Raw genomic sequence first — 22,482 nt, 5'->3', positions numbered from 1 at the left:
CTTCCTTCGGTCGCAGGGGAGGACCGGGGTGGGGTCAGGCAACCTCGCTGTACATCATCTATTCGTCCGCCTGATCCCTCGCGCGCCACAGCCACCACGCCGCGCACAACAGCCAGCACACGATCAACGCGATCAGCAACTTCTGCTCCAATCCGCGTGGCATGCCCTTCCATATTGCATCTACCCACAGTCCGACGAAGCACACCAGCGCAAGCGCGAAGGCAAAACGGAAACGCGATCGCCAGCGCGCATCGTCGCGTAAGCGCCACGACTGCAACAACATCGCCACCGTGGCACCCAGGAAGGCCGCCTGCGCCGCAACACCGTGCACCAAACCTTGAAGCGTCGGCGCGTGTCCCGGCAGATTGCTGTGCGCCAGCGCCGTGACCACCAATGCGGACGCAGCGTACGAAAACAGCGACCATGGCGCCAAGCTGCGTGCCTCGCGCCGCAAGGCGCCATAAAAGCCGCCGCCCAGGCAGACCAAGGCGCAAGCAAGCACGACATAAGCCGCCTGCAGCACATGCCCGTACCCGCCCAGCAGGTAGAAACTCAGCGGTGCGTCCAGCCAATCCAGGTCAGGGCGCAACCATTGCACGACTACTGCCACGGCAACGAACACCAGCGTTCCGGTGAGCGCCACACCACCGCATCGGCGCACCGTGGACTCACGCATCGGGATCGACGCCAGGATGCCGTTCACGCCACGCCGCCAACGCTTCGCGGTAGCGTTCCAGTGCCGCGTCGTAACGGTCGAACACGCACGGCACGCAGCCTTCGCCACAGCAGTCGGCAGGATCGGGCTCGACCGGTCGGCGCGGTGGCGGATCGTCTACGAATGACTTGGCGGGAACATCGTTCGATGGCGTACTCATGGGGCGAGGTATACCCGATCGACCGCCCACTCCGTCAAGCGTGTCGTGCCACCGTGATGCGTTTGGCCATCCATCCACGCATCCACGCTTGGCTGTCGCTGCCGTGGCTGCCAAGATCGGACATCCCGCCAGGAACCGAACCGATGCGCCAGCCCCAACCGCTTCGCCACATGTTCACCGCCCTGCTTGTCACCGCCGTGCTGTTCGGCGCAGGGGCGCAGGCCACGGCTCCGCACTACCGCATCGTCGGCTACGCCAGCCGCTGGAATCCGGTGCAGGACAAGGACATCGGCAAAATCGACACGCTGATCTTCGCATTCGCGCAACTGAAGGATGGCCGGGTGGTGCTCGACCATGCCAGCGCCGAGCGTTTGCACCAGCTCACCGCGCTGAAAGCGACCCACCCGTCCTTGCAGGTGGATATCTCGGTAGGCGGCTGGAGCGTGGGCGGTTTTTCCGAAGCGGCCAGCACCGCCGCCGGTCGCCAGGCGTTCGCGGACAGCGCCGCGCAACTGGTGGCCACGCACGATGCCGATGGTCTCGACGTGGACTGGGAATATCCGGAACACCACGAGTCCGGCATCCATTCCAGTCCGCAGGATCGTGCCCATTTCACCCTGCTGCTGAAAGCGATCCGCGCCAGCCTGGACCGGGTCGGTGCCACGCAAGGCCGCATTGGCACGAAGCACTACACGCTGAGCATTGCCGCAGCCGACGGCCCGTTCGTCAATGGCATCGACCTTGGCGCGGTGGCGCCGACGCTGGACTGGTTCAACCTGATGACTTACGACTTCGTCAACGCGATGACGCCTACCACCGGTCACCACACCGGATTGCACGCCTCCGCACTTATCGCCGGTGACGGCCGCACCACCGACCGCGCCGTCGAACAGTTCCTTGCAGCCGGCGTACCGGCACGCAAACTGGTGATCGGTGCGGCGTTCTACGGTCGCGAATTCGCCGGCGTGCAATCGGCGCACCACGGCCTGTACCAGCGCTACGACCGCTTCCAGGGCATGCTGCCGTGGCCGAAACTCAAGGCCGACTACATCGGCAAGCACGGCTACGTGCGCTACTGGGATGCCACCGCGCAGGCACCCTGGTTGTGGAACGCCAAAACGCGCCGTTTCATCACCTACGATGATCCGCAGTCCATCGCCGCCAAGGCTGCCTTCGTCAAGGCACACCATCTGGGCGGCATCATGTACTGGGAGCAAAGCCTGGACCCGAGCGACGAGCTGCTCGACGCGATGTGGCGCGGACTGCGTTAAGGAAGGTCTGATTTTGCTCGTCATCCCAGCGAAAGCTGGGATCCAGTGCCTGTAGGTCTTTGAATGCAAAGGCACTGGATTCCTGCTTCCGCAGGAATGACGAGCAAGAAGCCGATTGATCAGACCTTCCTTAACTCCCGTCGCACGAACTACGGCCAGGCAATACTTCGCCTGACCGCGTAGGAGCGCACCCTGTGCGCGAGGCTTTGGTCACAAACCCCAAGGAGAGCATTCGCGCACAGGGTGCGCTCCTACAATCAGTGGTTCGGGCGATTACAGCCAGCGTCGTGCCGCTTATTGCGCCGGCTTGCGGAAGCGGTAGATGAACTGGTCGGTATGGCCGCGTATCGACTTGTCGAACACCTTGACGGTGAGCGGATCGGCGGGGTTGTGCAGCGCCTTGCTGGAACCGTCGAAGACGAAACCGGCCGACTCCACTTCCTGCTTCACCACGGCCGGATCGATGCGGTGCAGCGTATTGGTGTCGCTGATGCCGGAACCGGCCGGCGCCACGTGGTCGATCACCACGAACAGGCCGCCGGGCTTGAGCGCATCGAACACTTCCTTGTCGAACTTCATCATGTCCACCGGGCCCATGAACGGATCGTGGTAGTCGTGGTAGTTCTGCGAGGTGAAGACCAGGTCGACCTTTGCCGGCACGCTGAGCATCGCCGCCGGCTGCTCCAGCACGCTGACGTTGGCGTAATGGGGCGTGGCCGACAGCTTGCGCCAGTTGTCCAGGCTCTTGGTCGAGAACTTCGCCATCTCGCTCGGCCACACCGTGTAGACGTGGCCCGTCGGACCCACGATGGCGCTGAACACGCGCGTCCAGTAGCCACTGCCGGGGACCAGCTCCAGCACCTTTTCGCCCGGCTTCACCTCGGCAAAGGTCATCACGGCAGCCATCTTGCGGCGCGCGTCGTTGGACGCATCGGCCTGGCGTGCCGGGTCGTGCATGGCGGCGGTGACATAGGCCGGCACCGCGCCGCTGGCGTGGTGATGGGCATGGGTATGGACAGGCGCGGCGGCCATCGCCGCGGCAGGAAGGGTTAACGCAACCAGCACAGCAAGCACAGTGGGACGCATGACGTACTCCGGCAACGAGTGTGGGGTTCGTCATTGTGGACCCAAACCCGCCGTCGGGTGACATGTCTTTCGGCATGGATCCCCACCCTGTCCAGGCCGGCATCAAACCACCTGATGCCGGCGCACGAATCCGCTACCCTGATCCGGCCGCCTTGCCTTTCACCGGGACGGCTGTTCGAAAATCGTGAACAGGCTTTGTCATACGGGACACCCCATGACCGGCATCACGCACCGCTTTCGACGCATCTACGAGAAGTGGAAACAGGACACGCTCAGCCAGAGCGATTTTCGCCCCAGCGTGAGCATCCTCAAGCTTTCCTTCATGGCGATCTTCGTCGGCATCGCCGCCGCCCTGGTCGCATGGCTGCTGTATCGCATGATCGGTCTGGTGACCCACCTCGCCTTCGCCGGGCAATGGTCGTTCGATTTCACCGCGCCGTCCGCGTTCGGCGCGCCGGCATGGGTGATTGTGCTGGCACCGATCGTCGGCGGCCTGATCATCGGCCTGATGGCCCGCTTCGGCACCGAACGCATCCGCGGCCACGGCATTCCCGAAGCGCTGGAAGCCATCCTGTTCCGACAAAGCAAGATGCTGCTCAAGGTGGCGATACTGAAACCGTTGTCGGCCGCCATTGCCATCGGCACCGGTGGTCCGTTCGGCGCGGAAGGGCCAATCATCATGACCGGCGGCGCGGTCGGCTCGCTGTTCGGCCAGACCTTCTACCTCACCTCGATCGAGCGCCGCACGCTGCTGGTGGCCGGCGCCTGCGCCGGCATGGCGGCGACCTTTGCCACGCCGATTTCGGCCACCTTGCTGGCAGTGGAATTGCTGCTGTTCGAACTGCGTCCGCGCAGCACCATTCCGGTAGCGATCGCCTGTTTCGTCGCCGCCGCGTTGCGGCCGCTCCTGATCGGCCCCGGCCCGCTGTTTCCGCTGGCCGTGCAGTTCCATCCGCAGTTGGGCGAGCTGGGCATGGCCGCCGTCTGCGGCGTGCTGGCGGGCCTGTTCGCCACGCTGCTGTCGGCGATGATCTACAAGACCGAAGACCTGTTCCACAAACTGCCGGTCCACTGGATGTGGTGGCCGGCCATCGGCGCGCTGGCGGTCGGCATCGGCGGCCTGCTGGAACCGAAGGCGCTGGGTGTCGGCTACGGCGTGATCGACGAACTGCTGACCGGCAAGATCATCGGCATGGCGATCGTGGTGTTCATGATCGCCAAATCGCTGATGTGGATCATCTACCTCGCCTCGGGAACCTCCGGTGGCATCCTGGCGCCGCTGCTGGCGCTGGGCGCAGGCCTGGGCGGCCTGGAAGCGTTGTTTTTTCCCGGTGCCGATCCCCTGCTGTGGCCACTGCTGGGCATGAGCGCGCTGATGGCCGGCGTCATGCGCATGCCGTTCATGCCGATCCTGTTCGCGCTGGAACTCACCCACAACGCCAGCGCACTGCCCGCGTTGCTGGTGGCGTGCACCGCCGCCTACGGCGTCAGCGTGTTCCTGATGAAACGCTCCATCCTCACCGAGAAGATCGCCCGGCGCGGCTTCGACATCTTCCGCGAATACTCGGTGGACCGGCTGGAGCACATGGCGGTGAAAGACGTGATGACCACCGAGATGCTGACCATTCCCGGCGACACCCTGGTACGTGAAGCCGCACGCAGCTACTTCGGCACCGACCAGAAATACCGTGCCTACCCGGTCACCGATGCGGACGGCCATCTGCTCAACATGCTCGATCGCAACGAAATGGCGCGCATGCTGCAGGCCGACGAAGCCGGCACTGCCTGCCTGGCCGACCTGCTGGGCAAGGACCCGGTGGTCGCCTTCCCCGGTGAAAGTTGCAAGAGCGTGGCCATCCGCGCCGCGGTGGAAAAGCTCGACCGCATCCCGGTCGTCGATGCCGATGGCCGCCGCCTGCTCGGCATGGTCACCCGTTACGACCTGCTCAAGCCGTACACCCATTACCACCGGGAAGAACGCGTACGCGAACGTTTCTTCCGCAACGGCAACAACAACGGCAAATAACCGAAAGCCGTGCACACGGCCGCAGTCGCGCAAGCTTGATGCCACTGTCACGCGCCGCTTACCCCGTGCAGCGAAGGATGGGACTCGACCATTCCGGCGCGCTCCATCCGCGCTGCACGACCGGCCCGTGACATGCCGCCGGCCCCATCGAAGGGAGGGCTCCATGAAGAATCGCTGCGTATTTCGCACCAATGACTTGCCCACTGCTCGCGCGGCCATGCAGGCGGCCCACCAGGCCGGCATCGATGACGACGACATCGGCCTGCTGGCTCGCAAGGACATCCAGAAGCTCAGCCGCCCCGGGCAACGGCTGCATAACCGCAATGATTTCTACCCGGCGCTTTGGCGTGGCGCGCTGTGGGGCGGCATTGGCGGCTTGGTGCTGGGCCTGATTGCCGGACTGTTGATCCCTGCCTCGGGATTTCCACTCGAAGGCGCGATAGCCACCTGCGTGATCGGCGCGATCGCCGGCGGCTGCATGAGCGCGGTGGCCGGTGCCGGAATCGCCGACCCGGTGGATCGCCGCTTCAAGAGCGAGATCGACAGCGGCCATATCCTGGTGGTGGTCGACGTTCCGGAGGATCAGCTCACCCGGGTCGAGGCTTCCGTCACCCACGTCGGCGCCGTGCGCCTGCCGTTCGAAACCCCGACCGTCGCCACCTGACGATTGCACGCGCCACGCTCCAAGGTGTGGCGCGTGCGTTTCACTTCACCGCGGGCAAGGTCTTCCCGGTCAGCTGCGCGCGTACGTCACGCAACTTGGCCTTGATCGCGGCCTCGTCGGCCGGCCCCGCACGCAACAGCATCTTCTGCCCGACCGACAGCGATTCCAGCGCAGGGTTGGCGTATTCGTAATGGCCGTTCACCGGCGTCAATGCCGGTGCCTGGGCCAGGTCCGGCGTGGCCAGCAGATTGTCGATCGCCGTCACCAGGCGATCATTGAAGTAACCCTTCGGATAACCCAGCTGGCGATAAGCCTGCTGGAACAGCGGATACGCGTGGACATACCAGTCGACCAGCGCCTTGCTGTCCATGCCTTTCAGCAACTGCATATAGGGCGCGTAGCGTTCGGCATTGCGTGCATCCATCACGGTGGCACCCTGCGCCTGGGTGACCGCGAACGTTCCCTTCGGCGCATGCACCGGCAGGACGGAACGACCCAGCGCGTGACGCGGCAATGCATCGACGGTGGCCACGATACGCTCGATGATCTGGCCATGGATCAGCAACGAATCCAGGTCCTGGCCACCGGCCAGACCCTGCAATGCAGACAACACGCTGGCATCGCTGTCATCCAGTGCGGGGAGTGGCGCGGTCGAGGCGCTGGCCGGAGCCGACGCCTGCGAAATGGGATGCTGGATCGGCTCGGCAGCGGGCGTTGTCGCCGCACTGGCCGACGTTGCCGGCATGGCCTCGGACGCCGGCGCTGCCGGATGCATGGCGCGATACGCCATGTAACCACCTGCCGCAATCACGATGACCACCACGATAACGGCCACCACCCAACTACCTGCCGAACTCTGTTTGCTCACTGTATTGCCCCGCGTTGCGTCGATACCTCAGGAAACTCCGGAAAACTGTCATTTCACTGGCTTTTCGCGTCAGCCCATCGGGCAAGTTCCCTGCACCATTCGCCCGGCTGGCACGGGGTGCCGGCCGCGACGCAGCGTCCATGGCTTGCGCAGGCACTGCGCTGCTTTTTCCACTTGCCCAGTTGTTATGACTTGCCTGCCGCCGAATCGTTCATCCCGGCGGCGTAATCCGCCCGGGCGAACCGTCAGTCGCGATGCCGACGCGAGGCATGCGCGCTCGATATTTGCCGGGCCAGCCCGCGAATCCGGAATCAGAACAGCGCCAGCAACACCGGCACCACCACGCCCGCCACCAGCACGCCGCTGACCAGCCGCTGGTTGCGGGTATAGCGATACGCCATGTAGAGCCCGGTCAGCGTGGAAAGAAACAAGGCCAGCGCCACCAGTCCCACGAAGATCTTCAGTGGCAACGCATGGCGCGTCCGTATCGTCGGACGCGGTGCCTCGGCGCCGGCTCGGGCGACAGCCGCCGCACCACGCTCGTCGGCGCCGGCAATCGGCATCGTCGGCGCCGGACGCTTCCGACGCACCGGCACGACCATGGTCTGCTTCTTGTGCAATTGCGCCATCGTCACCAGCCACGCTGGCGGCGTGTAGTCGCTGCCGCGCTGCGTCTCGTGCAGGCTGAACGTCTGCAGGCCACCGGTGAACGCGAAGAACAACAACGCCGGCGCGGTGAAGACGCCCAGATAGAGGTGGAACTGGCGCACGAACTTGAGGACATTGTGACGGATGGACATGAGAATCTTTCGCATTTGAAGCCGCGAACTCTAATGGCAAGTCGCACCACCCCACAAGCGCATCAGCGAAGGTCGCGCGAAAAGCATCGCGAAATTCCGTGGTCACGACCGCTCCGGGCCGTACGCACGGAAAGACCCGGATGAGTCACCCGCAACACGGCATGCGCCGAACGGGACACTTCGGGAAACCTCCGCCTGCCGGTTCTCGAAGCCCGCAAAAAAGCCGGCCGGGCACATGGCCCGGCCGACTCTTCCCCTTTACTTTGCCCTCAGCGTCCCAGGTCGTGCAGGAAGCGGTTGGTGTACTGCAGCGGCGGACCGCTGATCCCGTCACCGGTAGCCCCCGGGCCCGACGAGTTGTCGCGATCCAGCGACCAGAAGTGCAGGCCCGCCAGACCGTTGGCCTTGGCGTAATTGACGATCGTATCCACGTTGGACAGCGTGAAGACCTCGCTGGACGTGTCGTTGATGCCGAGGTCCGGAGTCAGCTCGATCTTGCTGGCCGGAACGCCATAGGTGTGTTCCAGGTTCGTCACTGCCTGGATCGCCGATTGCCCCATGTCGCAGCTGCCGCCAACCACCACGCACAGGCCCGGGCCCGTGCTGCCGTAATCCATCACCATCAGGTTGATGGTGTAGTTCTGCAGATTGGCAGCCTTGATCGCCTGCATCACCGAATTGCCCAGCGTGTTCAGGCCGCCGTAGCTGCCATCCGACGCTGCCAGCGTCTGCAAGGTGAAGGAATAGCGCAGGTTCGGATACAGCGTTTCCGCATACGCTACCGAGGCCACCAGGTTGGTGATCGTCGCTGCCGACTGGCCGCCTTCGATGTCGAAGTCCACGCCGACCATGTGCGGCGACATGTAGCGCGACAGGAACTGCGCCATGCCCGACTCGCTGGAGCAGGAGAACACGCCTGCCTGACCACCGGTGGAAACGACATAGTCCACACCTGCACTGTCCAGTGCCGGGATATTGGCGCTGGCAAAACCCGCGGCCGGAATGCCGCCCCAGTTCTCGCTACCACATTCGCCGGTGGCAAAGGCCAGCGTGATCGCTCCCAGGTTCGGCTCCACCGTGGACACCAGGCTGCCGCTACCGACAACGGGCATCACGGTGCCGGTGACGGCCGTCTGCATGCCGTCGGTGTTCCAGTTGGCATTGATGGTGACGTCCTTGTAGGGACTGAACAGCAAACCGCTCGGCGACGGGGTGGGCGTCGGTGTCGGTGTCGGCGTGGGGGTTGGAGTAGGCGTCGGCGTGGGGGTCGGGCTGGGCGAACCGCCACTGCACGAACCGATCGGCGTCCACGGCTGGCCACTGCCGCTGGCACCGCTGCTGGTGGCCGGATCGTTGCCTTGCGTCCACCAGTTGGCCTTGTAGTTCTCGCCATTCTCGCTGACGGTGGCACCACCGTTGTAAGCCGTCGTCGCGTTCCACGCGGCGTCGCAACTACCCGAAGGCGACGGCGTGGGCGTGGGTGTCGGGGTAGGCGTTGGAGTGGGCGTCGGGCTGGGCGAACCGCCACCGCAGGCCCCTTGTGACGTCCACGGCTGGCCACTGCCGGTTGCACCGTTGCTGGTGGCCGGATCATTGCCCTGGGTCCACCAGTTGGCGAGGTAATTGACACCGTTTTCGCTGACGGTGGCACCGCCGCTGTAAGCGGTGGTCGAGTTCCAGCTGGCCGCACAGGCCTGCTCTGCGGCAACCCCTGCGTGTGCCGTCTGCACTGGCGCCATGGCCAGCAAACTTACCGACAAGGCCGTGCCGATGGCGCCGCTCAGGGTACCGAGGGCAAGGCGCGACCATTTTTCCGATCGTTTGGCATGCATTGAACTGTCTCCGGTTGGGATACATCGCTACGAATGCGTTACCAAGGCGAACGACAGCCATCGATCCTGATGGCCGCTTGGGGACAGCCGCCTCGCCGCGTCCTTGCCTCTACTGCGTGTCGTGGGTCAAGCCTGGCTATTACTAGACCGCAATGACAACGTTGTCTAGTGAATTGCAGGCATAACCGCTCTGTGCGACGTCGTAGCGCGATGCACGTCGCACAAATGCCCGCCACCTTTAACCGGCAAATAAGATTCCGCCTGACGACAGCGTCACCCAGACGCAAGTGTCCGTTCATCATTCAAGGCAAAGCAGGTCTGCCGCAGCCGCCGGAATTTGCGCAGGCACGCAGGTGACCACGCCCCGACAACCCGATGAGCCGATCTTCTTCCCAGGCTGGCATGCCCACTTCGCGCAGCACCTCTTCGCATCAGGTCAGGCAACGTCCCAAGACGCGAAGGACTTGCGGGTCATGCACGAATGACAACGATATCCTCGCCGCAAAAATCCACTAACTACGCATGCGCTCGGCACCCAATACAGCCCGCCGATGCGCGGAACGGACGCACCTGCCGGAAACGTCCATTCGATCCGGTTTTTCACGCTAAAGTGGAAACCATCGCCGCGTCCGGAATGCCGGCAGGGCCTGTCCCATGCCATCGCCCCATGGAAAAATCCGCCCCCACCTCGCTGGCCAACATCACCGACCTGCTGCTCGACGCCGTCTGCGTGGTGGATACCGAGGGCCGTTACCTTCACGCCAGCGCCGCCTTCGAACGCATCTTTGGCTACACGCCCGCGGAAATCATCGGCAAGCCGATGATCGACCTGGTTCATCCGGATGACCGCAAGCGCACGTTGCTGGCGGCCGGAGACGTCATGCGCGGCAAACCCCTGCTGAACTTCCAGAACCGCTATGTGCGCAAGGACGGACAAATCGTCCACATCATGTGGTCGGCGTGCTGGTCCGAAGCGGATCAGGCACGCATAGCGGTGGCGCGCGACATCACCGAACTGAAGCGCGCCGAAACCATCCAGGCCGCGCTGTATGCCGTCTCGGAAGCCGCCTTCACCACCCGCGACCTGATGGCGTTGTTCCAGCAGATCCACCGCATCGTCGGCGACCTGCTGCCGGCCCGGAATTTCTTCGTCGCCCTGCGCGACGAGCAACACGACCGGCTCGACTACCCCTACTTCGTCGACGAACACGATGGCGTACCGGAATCGCAGCCCATGGACTCGGACGCACTCAGCGTCGAAGTGGTGCGCACCGGCAAGGCCCTGCTGCTCACGTCCGACCAGTGCCAGGCGCTTCGCGCAGGCGGCCGCCGCCTGACCGGCCACCAGGCGCTGGACTGGCTCGGCGTGCCGCTGCGCGCACGGCGCGGTGTCATCGGCGCGCTGGTGGTGCAAACCTATGCCGGCGACGTGCGCTACACCGAACACGACAAGACCCTGCTGCAATTCGTCTCCATCCAGGTCGCCTCCGCCATCGAACGCAAGCAGGCCGAGGCACGCCTGCAACACGTGGCGCAACACGACCCGCTCACCGACCTGCCCAACCGCGAACTGTTCCACGACCGCCTCGATGTCGCGATGGCCCGAGCCCGCCGCGAAGGCGAACCCCTGGCCTTGCTCTATATCGACCTTGATCGCTTCAAGCGGGTGAACGACAACTACGGTCACGACGCCGGCGACATGCTGTTGCGCGAGGTTGCCGCCCGGCTTCGGCAATGCGTGCGCGAGTCGGACACCATCGGCCGGTTCGGCGGAGATGAATTCGTCGTGTTGCTCGGCCATCTTCGCCTGCCCGGGGATGCAACCACCGTCGCCACCAAGATCCGTCTGGCGCTGCATCATCCCTACGCGATAGGCCACCATCGCCTGGAAGTGGCGGCGAGCATCGGCATCGCGTTCTTTCCTTCGCACGGCGAGAGTCGCGAGCAGTTGATTCGCAGTGCCGATGAAGCGATGTACCGCGCCAAGCGGCAAGGCGGCAATCGCCTGCACACCGGAACGCTGGTCGACCTGTCGCGCTGAAGAGCGCAGGCCGATGTCGGGCCGGGCAACCCTCTGTTTCGCGCCATGCGGCAACCGTGTCGAACAGATGCAGCCGCTCGCTTAGTGCGGCGCACCAATCAAGCCCGGCGATTGCCCGCAAGCCCTTGCTACGCGGGGCTTCTCGCCTCATGCGACCTTATGTCGCAGCGCACGCTGCCATTCGGACGACCACGCGCTATCGTCATTCCACATGCCCATGGCTCGGAGGAGTTGATGGCAAAGCAGGCAATGCACGGCGTCGAAATGATGGTCCTGATGCGCTGGCCGGTCGGTGTCCTGATCGGTCTGGTTGTTTGCCTCGCCACGCATTACGGCTCGGGTAGCCACGCGGCACTGATGCCGGTCGGCGGCCACGAGCATGACCTGCTTGCCTGGACATGGCTGGGCGCCTGCTGGCTCGTCGCGGCGTTTACCGCTCCCGGCTACCGTCAGCGCCGGCACCGCCTGGATATCCGCCATCAGCTCGATCGACTGGCCGCCCTGCCCCAGGCCACCTTCGAGGAAAACATCATCGAGGCCTTCCACCGTCGCGGCTACGTGGTGGAAGACAGCTTGCGCGACGAGGCCGGATTGGCGGAACTGCTGCTCTATCGCAACGGTGCCACCGTGCTGGTGCAGTGCCGTGGCTGGCGCCAGCGCTCGCTCGATGTCGACGCGGTCCACGACGTGCACGCGCACATGCTGATCCAGCATGCGGGCTCCGCGCGCATCCTCGCCATCGGCGATTACACCGAGTCGGCATGGAAGCTCGTCGTCGGCAAGCCGGTCGAACTGATCTACGGCGAGACCCTGCTCAACCTGTTGCAGGAAGCACAACAGCCGCCGGCGCCGAACGTGCGCACGCTGAGCCGCCCATCCACGCGACACTCGCGCCATCAAGCGCTGCGCCTGGTCCGTTGACGCCGGCGTGATACCGGGTGACTCCGATCCTTGAGTCGCCCGGTATCCTCACAGAACAAACTTCAGCGCTTGTCCTGTGCCACCGACAGGCCGATCAGCCGCGACACCACCAGCGCCACGTACATCACGCCGGTGAACATTTCCAGATCGCTCACCGCCTTGGCCATGCCGCCGACCGGCACCACGTCGCCGATGCCGGTGCAGGACAGCATGACGAAGCTGAGGAACATCAGGTCGCTCCAGTTGGCCGGCGATGCCGTGCCTGTCGAAACGGACGCTGGCTGCAAGGCCACGCACAACACCAGCAGATACGCGAATGCCCATACCAGCAGGGTGAAGGTGGCGCCGGCCGCAAACAGTTCGTCGGAGGTCGCCCGGCGGTCGGCCAGCATGTACGCGATCAGGCGACTGGCCGCATAGAAGTAGAACAGCGCCTCCAGCCCCGCATGCCACGCGCGCAGTTCGTCATGGCCGCCGCCGAGGTAAAAGCCGCTCGCCAGCACCGCCAGCACGGCAAGGCATACCCCTGGCCAGATGCGCGCAGAGGTGTAGCGGATCATGCGCAACGCCAGCAGCAGGATCACCACGCCGAAGATGCCCAGCAGCATGCGTGCCGCGTGCATGTCTTCCACCAAGGGATACAACGGAATGCATAGCAGCTGCGCCAGCAGCAGCAAGGCCGAAGGATGCCTGCGAAACTGTATCAGCCAGTGATCGCGGGGCACTCGTTGCGAAATCGTCTCGGTCATCGAAGAACATCCTGTCTCGTGGTCACCACGCCATGAAAGCACAGCCGGCGGCATTTGCGCGACGAAGATCCGCCCGGTGACGGCGGCACCGCACGCCATCCCAGTCGGCGATCCGCACAGCGGGATGTCGATTTCCTCCTCGCCGGATCGTCGCCATGACAAACCCGCCAACGGATACGCCAATGACACCCGCCTTGCCCCGACTCTATGCCCACCCGTTCTCCTCCTACAGCCAGAAGGCGCTGGTTGCGCTGTACGAAAACGACACACCCTTCGACTACCGTTCGCTGGAAGATGCCGACGCCCAGGCCGAGCTGGCCGCCGCGTGGCCCATCAAACGCTTCCCGATTCTGGTCGATGGCGGGCACGTCATACTCGAAGCCAGCTGTGTCGTCGAATACCTGGATTTGCACTATCCGGGCCCGACACGCCTGATTCCCGCGGACGCGGAAACCGCGCTGGACGTGCGCATGCTGGATCGCTTCTTCGACAACTACATCTCGACGCCAATACAAAAGGTGGTGGACGACAGCCTGCGGCACGAGGATCAACGTGACCCGACCGGCGTGACCCGGGCAAAAGCCACCCTCGACACCGCCTACGCCTGGCTTGACCGTCGCATGGCAGGTCGCACATGGGCCGTCGGCGACACCTTCAGCCTGGCCGATTGCGGTGCGGCACCGTTCCTGTTCTATGCCGACTGGACGCACCGCATCGGCGCCCACTTCCGCCATGTGCACGCCTATCGCCAGCGCCTGCTGGCGCGCCCTTCATTTGCCCGCGCGGTGGATGAGGCCCGACCATATCGTCATTACTTCCCGCTCGGCGCGCCCGATCGCGACTGACACGAGGAATCCGCTTGCGGGAGACGTCTGTCCCGACATCCGGCGTGGATTTTCATGCAACAGGAAAGTTGCCCTTTTGAATCATTCGGCGCAACATGCAACTTGAATGTTGCATGTAACCCTGATTACCCGCACGAGCCATCCCATGAATCCATCGACCACTGATCGCATCGAACGCCAGGCCTTCCTGAAAGCGCCCCGCTCCCGGGTCTGGCGGGCACTGGCCGAGGCCGAGTCATTCGGCGAATGGTTCCGCGTGGACCTCAGGGGCAAGCACTTCGCGGAGGGCCAGCGCGTGGAAGGCCACATCACCTGGCCGGGCTCCGAACACATGGTGTGGAGCGTCGTGATCGAGCGCATCGAGCCCGAGCGGCGCCTGGCTTTCCGCTGGCATCCCTATGCGATCGACCCGGCCGTGGACTATTCGCACGAGTCCACTACGCTGGTGGAATTCACCCTTGAAGATGCACCCGGCGGAACCCTGCTGCGGCTCGTGGAATCCGGCTTCGACCGCATCCCGCCGGAGCGGCGCAACGAGGCATTCCGCATGAACAGCCACGGCTGGGACGTGCAGATGGGGAACATCGAGGCCTATGTCGTCACGCACTGAACCCGCCTCCGCAACACGGTCCAGGCGAACGCCCGTACTGCAGCAGCACGCAGCCGTCTTCGCGGCACTGGGCGACCCCACCCGCTTGCGGCTGGTCGCCGCGCTGTGCGCAGGGGGCGCGTTGTCCATCGCCCAGCTCACGGCCGGCACTGCCATCACTCGCCAGGCCGTCACCCGCCACCTGCAAGTACTGGCCGATGTCGGGCTGGTGCAGGACGCGCGAATGGGGCGCGAGCGTCGCTGGGCGTTCGAGCCTGCGCCGCTGGAGGCTGCACGACGCTCGCTCGAACAGGTCAGCCAGCAGTGGGACCAAGCCCTGGAACGACTACGGACCCGCGTGGAGGCTTGAATGGCCGTGGGCATGAGCAGTCCATGCCCACGGATAACGCGCCCGTTACGCCATGCCCTGTCGACGCGGCAACGTCCAGCCCGGCCGCACGAAGTGGCAGGTATAGCCATCCGGAAAATGCTGCAGGTAATCCTGATGCTCCGGTTCGGCTTCCCAGAAGTCGCCCGCGGGTACCAGTTCGGTCACCACCTTGCCCGGCCACAGGCCGGAGGCATCCACGTCGGCAATGGTGTCCTCCGCGATGCGCTTCTGCGCCTCGCTGGTGTAGAGGATCATCGAGCGGTACGAACTGCCGCGATCATTGCCCTGCCGGTTCGATGTGCTCGGGTCGTGGATCTGGAAGAAGAACTCCAGCAGCGCGCGATAGTCCGTGCGCGCCGGATCGAACAGGATCTCGACCGCCTCGGCGTGCGTGCCGTGATGGCGGTAGGTCGCATTCGCGATGTCACCGCCGGCGTAACCCACGCGCGTGGAAACCACGCCGGGCTGTTGGCGGATCAGTTCCTGCATGCCCCAGAAACAACCGCCCGCGAATACCGCGCGCTCGGTGCTCATGACGCGTCCTCCACCTGGTCCAGATACGCGCCGTAGCCCTCGGCCGCCATCGCTTCGCGCGGCACAAAGCGCAGCGACGCCGAGTTGATGCAATAGCGCAGGCCACCGCGGTCGGCCGGACCATCCGGGAAGACATGGCCGAGGTGGCTGTCGCCATGGGCCGAGCGTACTTCAGTGCGAATCATGCCATGCGTGCGGTCATGCAATTCGCTCACGTTGGCCGGCACGATCGGCTTGGTGAAGCTGGGCCAACCGCAATGCGAGTCGAACTTGTCGGACGAAGCAAACAGCGGCTCGCCCGACACCACGTCGACATAGATGCCGGGGGCCTTGTTGTGCAGGTACTCGCCGGTACCGGGACGTTCGGTGGCGCTCTCCTGGGTCACCCGATATTGCTCGGGCGTCAGGCGCGACAGGGCTTCAGGTGTCTTGCGATAGTCGGACATGGCTTACCTCCTGCGTACATTTCGCTACGGCAGAGATGGTGGTTACATCACCGCAGCAAAAGGGCAGGCATGCCTGCCTGCCCTTTTCCACAATCGGTACACCCCACGTGGCGCCAACGATCCCATCGCGCCAACAAACCGTGCCTACTTGGCCTGCAGGGTGGCGAAGGCTTTCTTGGCATCCGCGTGCGCGCCATCCAGGGTGGTGGCCTTCAGGCCTTGCCGTGCCTGGCTCAGCGCCGTATGCAAGGTGGCTTCGGCAGCGGCATCGCCCTTGGCGTCGACGATGGCGCCCTGCCCCATGCCCTTGCACGGATCGCCGGCCTTGGCATCGAACCCCTTGCCGTCCGGCCCCACCAGGCAATTGACGACGTGGTGCAGGTGCGTGTGCGTCATCTTCAGACTGGTCGCACCCAGGGCCATGCCGGCATGGGCATCCGCCGTGGCCATCTGCTTGGATACCGCACTACTTGCATCCGCCGCCGATGCGCCCATCGGCAACGCCACCGCCAGCAGGAAAACCGGCAGACAACATGTGAATGGCTTCCTCATGACACGACTCCGGGGTAACGCGGCAACGCCGCAGTCTCCCGAGCATAGGCCTGTGCGGGTGAGCAAAAAAGAAAAGAAGCAGGCAAAACCCGCAACGGATGCCACCTGAAGCCTGCGCATGCGCTCTCGAAACACACGCGGGACCTGCCGGATACGCATCCCGGCCAGCGCAATCGCCCGTTCCAGTCACATGTGATCAGGGCACTCCCGATGATCACTGCTGAGGGCTCGCCGTTCGGGCAGGGCTGGAATCGCTCAATACCAGCCGCTCGCCCGGATCCTGGCATCCACTGTCAGAACAGAGGTGCGACGAATCAAAAGCAGTTCAAACGGACGCAAGACAAGTCTGGAAACCCTTTCGACGATCGCCATCCGTCGGCGTGCATTCCGAGAATGTACCGGATGGATGTACGGTTCAGCGATGTTGCAGCCGGCTCTTGTCCATCGGATCGGCGCGGACTACATGGAAGTGGCCGTCCGCACCTGCCGCCAGCAGCTCGACGGACTTGTCCAGTGGCATTCCAGGCATGCCAATCTCATTGACGACTGCGAGTTGCAACCGCCCGTGGACGCGCGTGACCTTGATCTGGCAGCTGCTATGGAGCCCCTGGGTGACGAGAATGTCTTCGCCGATGCGCAGGTCCACGGCCATGGGTCCAGACGACAAGGCCTTGATGTGGGTTCGGGTTCCATCGCGATGAGTGACTTCCGCGAAATAAGGCGGGTTAGCGAATACTAACTTCGCCGAGTCGGTCTGTGGGATAGCGTGGTCCAACCAGCAGACCGTACCCGCCTGAACCGTTGGTGCGAGAAGGCCAGTGGCCACGACAAGGACGAACATGGTGAGACGTTTCATCATTGTGTTCTCCTCGTTATGCCGGCGTCGTCGCTTGTGACTGCCCGCTCCCCCAGCGGCGCGCCTTTATCATGCTCGCTGACGGCCGATGCAGCCAGACCTGCGTCACTGTCCCCACCAGCATGACACCCAGAAACACAATTTCGGCCCCCAACGCCCCCCCCCGCCGCTAGTGAACAAGTCGTTTGACTTGATTGAGTAGTCCTTTCGCAAAACTCGCATTTCATGTGCTATCGTTTGTTACATGAGACGCGACAGCAAACTTTCCTCCATCCTGCATGTGTTGCTGCACATGGCCCATGCCGAACGGTCGCTGACTTCCGAAGAGCTGGCCGGCTACCTGGGCACGAACCCTGCCGTGGTGCGCCGCACGCTTTCCGGGCTGCGTGAACTGGGCTATGTGACATCGGTGAAGGGGCATGGCGGTGGCTGGTCGATCAGTTGTGACTTGCACGCCGTGACCTTGCGCGACATCTACGACGCGGTGGGTTCGCCCAGTGTCTTCGCCATGGGCAACCGCAGCGAACATCCCCAATGCCTGGTCGAGCAAGCCGTCAACCACGCACTGGATGAGGCCTTTCGCGAGGCCGAAGAATTGCTGGTGCAGCGACTGGGCACTGTGACGCTGGCCGACCTCTCCCGTGATTTCAACCATCGCGCCGCGAAGATGCGAAGGAAACCCGCCCATGACCATTGAAACCATGCCGAACAGCTTCGACGCCATCGTGGTTGGCGGCAGCTATGCCGGACTGTCCGCCGCCCTGATCCTGGCCCGAGCCCGCCAACGCGTGCTGGTGGTGGACGCCGGCGTGCGTCGCAATCGCTTTGCCAAGGCCGCGCACGGATTCCTGGGCCAGGACGGCCGCGCGCCCGGCGCCATCGTTGCCGACGGCAAGGCACAACTGCTGGCTTATCCGAACGTGCAATGGCTGGACGGCGACGCCACGCGTGCCGAAGCCGCCAACGATGGCTTCATCGCGCATGTCGCCGACCGACCGTACCACGCCAAACGCCTGGTGCTTGCCACCGGCGTGGTCGACGAATTGCCGGAACTGGAAGGTCTGGCCGAACGCTGGGGACGCAGTGTCTTCCACTGCCCGTATTGCCACGGCTACGAATTGAACGAAGGCCGCATCGGCGTGCTCGCGGTCGGCCCGCTGTCCATGCATCACGCCCTGATACTGCCGGACTGGGGCAAGGTGACGTTCTTCACCAACGAAACCTTCGAGCCCGATGAAACGGAACGCACCGCCCTCGCCGCCAAAGGCGTGATCATCGAGCCACGGCGCGTCGAACGCATCGTGGAAACCGCCACGGTCGAATTGTCCGGCGGGCAGCGCATCGCGTTCGACGGCCTGTTCACTGCCTCCCGCATCCACATGGCCAGCCCGCTCGCCGAGCAGCTGGGCTGCGCCTTCGAGGACAGCCCGATGGGCTCGTTCATTCGCACCGACGCGATGAAGGAAACCTCCGTGCCCGGCGTCTTCGCCTGCGGCGATGCGGCGCGCATGGCTGGCAACGTCGCCCTGGCCGTGGGCGACGGCACCATGGCCGGTTTCTCCGCCCATCGTTCGATGCTTTTTCCGGCGCAGTGAACGCCGCGAGGTCATGAATTTTCGGCTTTGAGGGCCGGTTCGGATTCCCGCACTTGTCCGCCGAGCCTGCAACACCCCACCATCGCAAGGTCGCCCGAGCAGGAATCCACGATAACGTCGGGCATTGCCGGACCATACCCAGCCCTCATCTCCATCGTGAACCTCAACATGCATGCCTCCGCGCGATCCAGCTGGACCTTCACGGGAATGCTCCTCTTCGCCGGCCTGCTCTGGGCGCAGCCGGGTCATGCCCGGCCACTGCCCGACCCGGGTTTCCATGTCGTGCACTACACCGCCCGTCTCGATCCGGACTTGCCGCGCAAAACCCTTCGCGGCACCGAGACGATCAGCGTCGCCCTGCTCGATGCCGATGTGCGCCAGCTCGACTTTGACGCCAGCGACTTGGTCATTGACGAGGTCAGCCTGCACGGCCGCAAGCTTTCATTCGAGAAAACCGGACACCAACTCGACATCCGGCTGGCCAGCAATCCAGCCACGAACAGACATCTCGACATCAAGGTTCGTTATCACGGTGCACCTCGTTTCGGCCTGGAATTCCATCCGCAAACGGAACAGCTCTACACGATCTTCTCGACCAGCCAGTGGCTGGTTTGCCTGGATGCTCCGGACCAGCGAGTATCGCTCGATCTGAGTGTGGCATTGCCAGGTGATTTCAAAGCCATCGCCACCGGCCGGCTGATATCGCGTCGACGACTGGGCGACCAACGCGTGCTGTATCACTGGCGACAGCAGGCTCCGGTACCGAGCTACGTCTACGGATTCGCCGCAGGAAGATTCAACGAGGCCGACGCACGGGCGAATGGCGTGGACATGCGTTTTCTCTCACGGGACATGTCGCCGGATCAGCTTCGACAGTTGTTCACCGACACCGGCGACATGCTGAAATTCTTCGGCGACCGCGCCGGCATTCCCTACCGCGACAGCTACGACCAGGCCCTGGTCACCCGCACCATCGGGCAGGAAATGGCGGGCCTCGCACTGCTGTCGGAGGCTTACGGCCGCGATGCGCTGCAAACGCCGGTGGATGAAGACCTGATCGCCCACGAGGCGGCACACCAATGGTGGGGTATCAAGGTCACCTGTCGCAGCTGGAGCGATTTCTGGCTCAACGAAGGCTTCGCCGATTTCATGGCGGCGGCGTATATCCAGCACCGGTTTGGCGACGCTGCCTACCAGGCCATCGTCGAACACTGGCAGCGGAACGTGGAGGGCCTGGTGGCCTCCGGCAAGGATCACTCGCTGGTCTATGCGCACTGGGACCACCCGAGCCGGGATGATCGTGTCGTGGTTTACCAGAAGGGTGCCTACGTGCTGTACCTGCTCAGGCACGAGCTTGGCGAGCAGGCCTTCTGGAACGGCATCCGCGATTACACGCGGGCATTCCAGGGCAAGTCGGTGACGACCGCCGATTTCAAGCGCGCCATGGAGCATTCCAGCGGACGCAATCTCGATGGCTTCTTCCGGCAGTGGGTGACCGGGAGCACGCCAACCGGTGCGGCCGTCTCACATTCGTGACCCTATCGAGGGAAACGAAAAGCAGCGCACAGTCACACCATCGCCAACGCATCACCCGGGAATGCCGCGGCTCTTGCGTCCGGGTGGTCCCGAGTTCGCTCGCGGTGCGAACGGCCCTACTCCACATGGCCTATGATGGGGCAAGGCGGCAACAACGCCCCTGCCCCGGTCGATCCCTTGCCGGCCCCTCGCCGCACGTCTCCCGCACACGCCCGTGTCGCAGGACGCACCCCTCGGATCCACCGTGCCCGGCTACGCCACCATCACTCGCACCCTCCGCCTGGGCGGGCAGGATTACCGTATCCGCTCGCTCACGGACCGCCAGCAGTTCGCCGACCCTGGCCACCAGGCGGAACGGTTGGGCATCTCATCCGCACAATGGAGCCTGTTCGGACAAGTCTGGCCGGCCGGGCGACTGCTCGCCGAAGCGATGAGCCGCCATGCCACCGGTCACAAGCGCATTCTCGAACTTGGCTGCGGCCTTGGCCTGGCCAGCCTGCTGCTGCAACGGCACGGCGCCGACATCACCGCCAGCGACATCCATCCGCTGGCCGAAGTGTTCCTGGCCTACAACGCGGCGCTGAATGACTTGCCGGCCGTGCGCTATCGCTCGCTGCGCTGGGACGAGCCGAATACCAGGCTGGGGCGCTTCGACCTCATCATCGGCAGCGACATCCTCTACGAACGCGATCACGCGGCGCTGCTCGCCGCGGTAGTGGAACACCATGCAAAACCGGACGCCGAAATACTGATCACCGACCCCGGCCGCGGCAACAGCGCGCTGTTCACCCGCCTGATGGAAGCAGAAGGCTACGCCGTCAGCGAACAACGCAGCCCGATGGATGCCAACGACCAACCACCGTTCCGCGGACGGCTGCTGAGTTATCGGCGTTGCCCGCCACGCACGACGGGCCGGCACCACGCTTGATCGCGCGACGTGGCGGGCATGTCCGGTACATGGCGTCCATGCCTTCTCCAGCGCGGGCCAGTAAACTGGCCCGACTACATCCACGGCTGGGAAATCCGCGAACATCGCCCTGCCGGCGTGCTCGTCGCCAGCCGTGAGGTCATCCAACCGGGGAATTCACAGATGAAAGCCTTGCTTGCCGCTTTGTCGATACTCGTATTGCCGGGCCTGATGCCGGCGCTTGCCCGCACGCCACCGGCACAAGCCGAGGCCAGCATGCTGCTGGCCGGCAGCATCACCGTCAGCCCGCAGGGCGCAGTCCAGTCCTACACCGTGGACAAGCTGGCGACCCTGCCTGCCCCGGTGCAGCAGTTGCTGACCCAAAACGTGCCGCACTGGCGCTTCGAGCCCGTCATCGACCACGGCCACGCCGTCGCCGCGAAAGCGGCCATGCATTTGCGGATCGTCGCCACGCCGACGGACAAGGACCACTTTGCGCTGCGCATCGCCAGTCAATGGTTCGGCAATGCGGCCAACACGTATGGACTGACCATCAAAAATCAAACGCTGCCGCATTACCCGGGACGGGAGATCAAAGAACGCGTATCCGGCACCGTGTACCTGGTGGCGCGCATCAACCGGCAAGGCAAGGTGGACCAGGTCGCTGCCGAGCAGGTCAACCTGCGCGTCAGGGGCCCCGAAATGCTGATGCGTATGTGGCGCAAGGACTTCGCCGACGCCTCGGTGCGCGCCGCGTCCCACTGGACCTACAACGTGCCAGCCAGCGGAGCGGCTGCAACGCGGCAAGCCTGGATCGTGCGCATACCGGTTTCCTACACGCTCCATGAGATGGGCAAGGCAAAAGCGCGCAGTTACGGCACCTGGACAGCCTATCTTCCCGGCCCGCGCGAAAAGATTTCATGGCTGAAGCCGGAAGCGTCCGTCCCCGGCAGCGCCGACGCACTCCCCGACAACGGCCTTTACCTGGCCGATCAGAGCCTGCACCTGATCACCACGCCGAAATCGTAAGCAGCACCCGCAACCATCGGGACAGCTATCGCGCTGTCCCGATATCGGCGCCGGTGAACCTCGCCCGTT

The 22,482-nt window shown here is 64.2% G+C and carries 24 protein-coding genes; 13 read left to right on the top strand and 11 right to left on the bottom strand.

Annotated elements, in window-relative coordinates:
* Positions 1–58 precede the first annotated feature (58 nt).
* Both AB7849_RS07760 and AB7849_RS07755 read right to left on the bottom strand, forming a co-directional pair.
* Positions 59–703 (bottom strand): DUF998 domain-containing protein, encoded by a 645-nt coding sequence (locus AB7849_RS07760; RefSeq protein WP_237711774.1) that lies wholly within the window; start codon positions 701–703, stop codon positions 59–61.
* Positions 669–875: an oxidoreductase-like domain-containing protein gene (locus AB7849_RS07755; RefSeq protein ID WP_008209218.1), complete on the bottom strand. Its 207-nt coding sequence runs from the start codon at positions 873–875 to the stop codon at positions 669–671. Before AB7849_RS07755 ends, AB7849_RS07760 begins: the two co-directional genes overlap by 35 nt.
* A gap of 143 nt (positions 876–1,018) precedes the next feature.
* On the opposite strand from AB7849_RS07755, the gene AB7849_RS07750 reads away from it, so the two are divergent.
* Positions 1,019–2,146 carry a glycoside hydrolase family 18 protein gene (locus AB7849_RS07750; RefSeq protein ID WP_237711773.1) on the top strand — a complete coding sequence of 376 codons (1,128 nt, stop codon included), beginning with the start codon at positions 1,019–1,021 and terminating at the stop codon, positions 2,144–2,146.
* 294 nt (positions 2,147–2,440) lie between these two features.
* Here AB7849_RS07750 and AB7849_RS07745 read toward each other — a convergent pair whose 3' ends face one another.
* Positions 2,441–3,232 (bottom strand): class I SAM-dependent methyltransferase, encoded by a 792-nt coding sequence (locus AB7849_RS07745; protein WP_037100593.1) that lies wholly within the window; start codon positions 3,230–3,232, stop codon positions 2,441–2,443.
* A gap of 214 nt (positions 3,233–3,446) precedes the next feature.
* Between AB7849_RS07745 and AB7849_RS07740 the strand changes: the two genes are divergently transcribed.
* Positions 3,447–5,258, top strand: a complete 1,812-nt coding sequence (locus AB7849_RS07740) for a chloride channel protein (RefSeq protein ID WP_008213098.1) — start codon at positions 3,447–3,449, stop codon at positions 5,256–5,258.
* A gap of 163 nt (positions 5,259–5,421) precedes the next feature.
* Complete coding sequence (locus AB7849_RS07735; protein ID WP_008213100.1) at positions 5,422–5,922, top strand: DUF1269 domain-containing protein; 501 nt, start codon at positions 5,422–5,424, stop codon at positions 5,920–5,922.
* A gap of 40 nt (positions 5,923–5,962) precedes the next feature.
* Here the strand turns inward: AB7849_RS07735 and AB7849_RS07730 are convergent, their stop codons facing one another.
* From AB7849_RS07730 to AB7849_RS07720, 3 genes are all read right to left on the bottom strand, one after another.
* Entirely contained in the window at positions 5,963–6,790 is an 828-nt protein-coding gene (locus AB7849_RS07730) for a DUF3014 domain-containing protein (RefSeq protein ID WP_037100596.1), read from the bottom strand.
* Positions 6,791–7,101: 311 nt separating this feature from the next.
* Positions 7,102–7,590 (bottom strand): PepSY domain-containing protein, encoded by a 489-nt coding sequence (locus AB7849_RS07725; RefSeq protein ID WP_008213103.1) that lies wholly within the window; start codon positions 7,588–7,590, stop codon positions 7,102–7,104.
* A 269-nt stretch (positions 7,591–7,859) separates the two neighbouring features.
* On the bottom strand, positions 7,860–9,422 hold the full coding sequence (locus AB7849_RS07720; RefSeq protein ID WP_008213105.1) for a carbohydrate-binding protein: 1,563 nt from the start codon (positions 9,420–9,422) through the stop codon (positions 7,860–7,862).
* A 667-nt stretch (positions 9,423–10,089) separates the two neighbouring features.
* Here AB7849_RS07720 and AB7849_RS07715 point away from each other — a divergent pair.
* The gene (locus AB7849_RS07715) at positions 10,090–11,463 is read left to right on the top strand and encodes a sensor domain-containing protein (RefSeq protein WP_008213108.1); all 1,374 of its coding nucleotides are present in this window, start codon (positions 10,090–10,092) and stop codon (positions 11,461–11,463) included.
* Positions 11,464–11,697: 234 nt separating this feature from the next.
* Entirely contained in the window at positions 11,698–12,384 is a 687-nt protein-coding gene (locus AB7849_RS07710) for a restriction endonuclease (RefSeq protein WP_157618123.1), read from the top strand.
* Between the two features lie 62 nt (positions 12,385–12,446).
* Here the strand turns inward: AB7849_RS07710 and AB7849_RS07705 are convergent, their stop codons facing one another.
* Positions 12,447–13,133 carry an ion channel gene (locus tag AB7849_RS07705; protein WP_008213112.1) on the bottom strand — a complete coding sequence of 229 codons (687 nt, stop codon included), beginning with the start codon at positions 13,131–13,133 and terminating at the stop codon, positions 12,447–12,449.
* Positions 13,134–13,288: 155 nt separating this feature from the next.
* Here AB7849_RS07705 and AB7849_RS07700 point away from each other — a divergent pair, with 155 nt between their 5' ends.
* The 3 genes from AB7849_RS07700 (at position 13,289) to AB7849_RS07690 (ending at position 14,937) form a co-directional block, all read left to right on the top strand.
* Positions 13,289–13,978 carry a glutathione S-transferase family protein gene (locus AB7849_RS07700; RefSeq protein WP_050984337.1) on the top strand — a complete coding sequence of 230 codons (690 nt, stop codon included), beginning with the start codon at positions 13,289–13,291 and terminating at the stop codon, positions 13,976–13,978.
* A 145-nt stretch (positions 13,979–14,123) separates the two neighbouring features.
* A complete protein-coding gene (locus AB7849_RS07695; RefSeq protein WP_008213115.1) occupies positions 14,124–14,588 on the top strand; it encodes an SRPBCC family protein in 465 nt (154 codons plus the stop codon).
* Positions 14,572–14,937 carry an ArsR/SmtB family transcription factor gene (locus tag AB7849_RS07690; protein ID WP_369500790.1) on the top strand — a complete coding sequence of 122 codons (366 nt, stop codon included), beginning with the start codon at positions 14,572–14,574 and terminating at the stop codon, positions 14,935–14,937. Before AB7849_RS07695 ends, AB7849_RS07690 begins: the two co-directional genes overlap by 17 nt.
* 45 nt (positions 14,938–14,982) lie before the next feature.
* On the opposite strand, the gene msrA is transcribed toward AB7849_RS07690, so the two are convergent.
* The 4 genes from msrA to AB7849_RS07670 form a co-directional block, all read right to left on the bottom strand.
* A complete protein-coding gene (msrA, locus tag AB7849_RS07685; RefSeq protein WP_008213120.1) occupies positions 14,983–15,492 on the bottom strand; it encodes a peptide-methionine (S)-S-oxide reductase MsrA in 510 nt (169 codons plus the stop codon).
* On the bottom strand, positions 15,489–15,938 hold the full coding sequence (msrB, locus tag AB7849_RS07680) for a peptide-methionine (R)-S-oxide reductase MsrB (protein ID WP_008213121.1): 450 nt from the start codon (positions 15,936–15,938) through the stop codon (positions 15,489–15,491). Before msrB ends, msrA begins: the two co-directional genes overlap by 4 nt.
* Before the next feature lie 144 nt (positions 15,939–16,082).
* The gene (locus tag AB7849_RS07675) at positions 16,083–16,490 is read right to left on the bottom strand and encodes a hypothetical protein (protein WP_008213123.1); all 408 of its coding nucleotides are present in this window, start codon (positions 16,488–16,490) and stop codon (positions 16,083–16,085) included.
* Between the two features lie 415 nt (positions 16,491–16,905).
* Positions 16,906–17,349, bottom strand: coding sequence for a hypothetical protein (locus AB7849_RS07670; protein WP_008213126.1), 444 nt, complete (start codon positions 17,347–17,349; stop codon positions 16,906–16,908).
* Positions 17,350–17,590: 241 nt separating this feature from the next.
* Between AB7849_RS07670 and AB7849_RS07665 the strand changes: the two genes are divergently transcribed.
* The 5 genes from AB7849_RS07665 to AB7849_RS07645 all read left to right on the top strand — a co-directional run bounded on the left by AB7849_RS07665 (position 17,591) and on the right by AB7849_RS07645 (position 22,413).
* Entirely contained in the window at positions 17,591–18,043 is a 453-nt protein-coding gene (locus tag AB7849_RS07665; protein WP_369500789.1) for an RrF2 family transcriptional regulator, read from the top strand.
* Entirely contained in the window at positions 18,033–18,941 is a 909-nt protein-coding gene (locus tag AB7849_RS07660; protein ID WP_008213130.1) for an NAD(P)/FAD-dependent oxidoreductase, read from the top strand. Before AB7849_RS07665 ends, AB7849_RS07660 begins: the two co-directional genes overlap by 11 nt.
* Before the next feature lie 207 nt (positions 18,942–19,148).
* Positions 19,149–20,477, top strand: a complete 1,329-nt coding sequence (locus AB7849_RS07655) for a M1 family metallopeptidase (protein ID WP_008213135.1) — start codon at positions 19,149–19,151, stop codon at positions 20,475–20,477.
* A 244-nt stretch (positions 20,478–20,721) separates the two neighbouring features.
* Entirely contained in the window at positions 20,722–21,405 is a 684-nt protein-coding gene (locus AB7849_RS07650) for a class I SAM-dependent methyltransferase (RefSeq protein WP_008213137.1), read from the top strand.
* Positions 21,406–21,414: 9 nt separating this feature from the next.
* The gene (locus AB7849_RS07645) at positions 21,415–22,413 is read left to right on the top strand and encodes an energy transducer TonB (protein WP_369500788.1); all 999 of its coding nucleotides are present in this window, start codon (positions 21,415–21,417) and stop codon (positions 22,411–22,413) included.
* Positions 22,414–22,482: the final 69 nt, after the last annotated feature.

Source organism: Rhodanobacter sp. FW021-MT20 (assembly GCF_041107475.1).
GTDB classification, from domain to species: Bacteria; Pseudomonadota; Gammaproteobacteria; order Xanthomonadales; family Rhodanobacteraceae; genus Rhodanobacter_A; species Rhodanobacter_A glycinis.
The sequence above is the reverse complement of the archived record's forward strand: the minus strand, read 5'-3'. Positions and strand labels throughout refer to the sequence as shown.

What these genes read in the sequence shown, in the direction of transcription:
- AB7849_RS07745 (WP_037100593.1), bottom strand. Translation starts at nt 3,232, where the DNA reads ATGCGTCCCACTGTGCTTGCTGTGCTGGTTGCGTTAACCCTTCCTGCC.
- AB7849_RS07715 (WP_008213108.1), top strand. Translation starts at nt 10,090, where the DNA reads ATGGAAAAATCCGCCCCCACCTCGCTGGCCAACATCACCGACCTGCTG.
- AB7849_RS07750 (WP_237711773.1), top strand. Translation starts at nt 1,019, where the DNA reads ATGCGCCAGCCCCAACCGCTTCGCCACATGTTCACCGCCCTGCTTGTC.
- AB7849_RS07670 (WP_008213126.1), bottom strand. Translation starts at nt 17,349, where the DNA reads ATGATGAAACGTCTCACCATGTTCGTCCTTGTCGTGGCCACTGGCCTT.
- AB7849_RS07655 (WP_008213135.1), top strand. Translation starts at nt 19,149, where the DNA reads ATGCTCCTCTTCGCCGGCCTGCTCTGGGCGCAGCCGGGTCATGCCCGG.
- AB7849_RS07755 (WP_008209218.1), bottom strand. Translation starts at nt 875, where the DNA reads ATGAGTACGCCATCGAACGATGTTCCCGCCAAGTCATTCGTAGACGAT.
- AB7849_RS07695 (WP_008213115.1), top strand. Translation starts at nt 14,124, where the DNA reads ATGAATCCATCGACCACTGATCGCATCGAACGCCAGGCCTTCCTGAAA.
- AB7849_RS07700 (WP_050984337.1), top strand. Translation starts at nt 13,289, where the DNA reads ATGACAAACCCGCCAACGGATACGCCAATGACACCCGCCTTGCCCCGA.
- msrA (WP_008213120.1), bottom strand. Translation starts at nt 15,492, where the DNA reads ATGAGCACCGAGCGCGCGGTATTCGCGGGCGGTTGTTTCTGGGGCATG.
- AB7849_RS07660 (WP_008213130.1), top strand. Translation starts at nt 18,033, where the DNA reads ATGACCATTGAAACCATGCCGAACAGCTTCGACGCCATCGTGGTTGGC.
- AB7849_RS07665 (WP_369500789.1), top strand. Translation starts at nt 17,591, where the DNA reads ATGAGACGCGACAGCAAACTTTCCTCCATCCTGCATGTGTTGCTGCAC.
- AB7849_RS07690 (WP_369500790.1), top strand. Translation starts at nt 14,572, where the DNA reads ATGTCGTCACGCACTGAACCCGCCTCCGCAACACGGTCCAGGCGAACG.
- AB7849_RS07740 (WP_008213098.1), top strand. Translation starts at nt 3,447, where the DNA reads ATGACCGGCATCACGCACCGCTTTCGACGCATCTACGAGAAGTGGAAA.
- msrB (WP_008213121.1), bottom strand. Translation starts at nt 15,938, where the DNA reads ATGTCCGACTATCGCAAGACACCTGAAGCCCTGTCGCGCCTGACGCCC.
- AB7849_RS07725 (WP_008213103.1), bottom strand. Translation starts at nt 7,590, where the DNA reads ATGTCCATCCGTCACAATGTCCTCAAGTTCGTGCGCCAGTTCCACCTC.
- AB7849_RS07710 (WP_157618123.1), top strand. Translation starts at nt 11,698, where the DNA reads ATGGCAAAGCAGGCAATGCACGGCGTCGAAATGATGGTCCTGATGCGC.
- AB7849_RS07675 (WP_008213123.1), bottom strand. Translation starts at nt 16,490, where the DNA reads ATGAGGAAGCCATTCACATGTTGTCTGCCGGTTTTCCTGCTGGCGGTG.
- AB7849_RS07705 (WP_008213112.1), bottom strand. Translation starts at nt 13,133, where the DNA reads ATGACCGAGACGATTTCGCAACGAGTGCCCCGCGATCACTGGCTGATA.
- AB7849_RS07720 (WP_008213105.1), bottom strand. Translation starts at nt 9,422, where the DNA reads ATGCATGCCAAACGATCGGAAAAATGGTCGCGCCTTGCCCTCGGTACC.
- AB7849_RS07735 (WP_008213100.1), top strand. Translation starts at nt 5,422, where the DNA reads ATGAAGAATCGCTGCGTATTTCGCACCAATGACTTGCCCACTGCTCGC.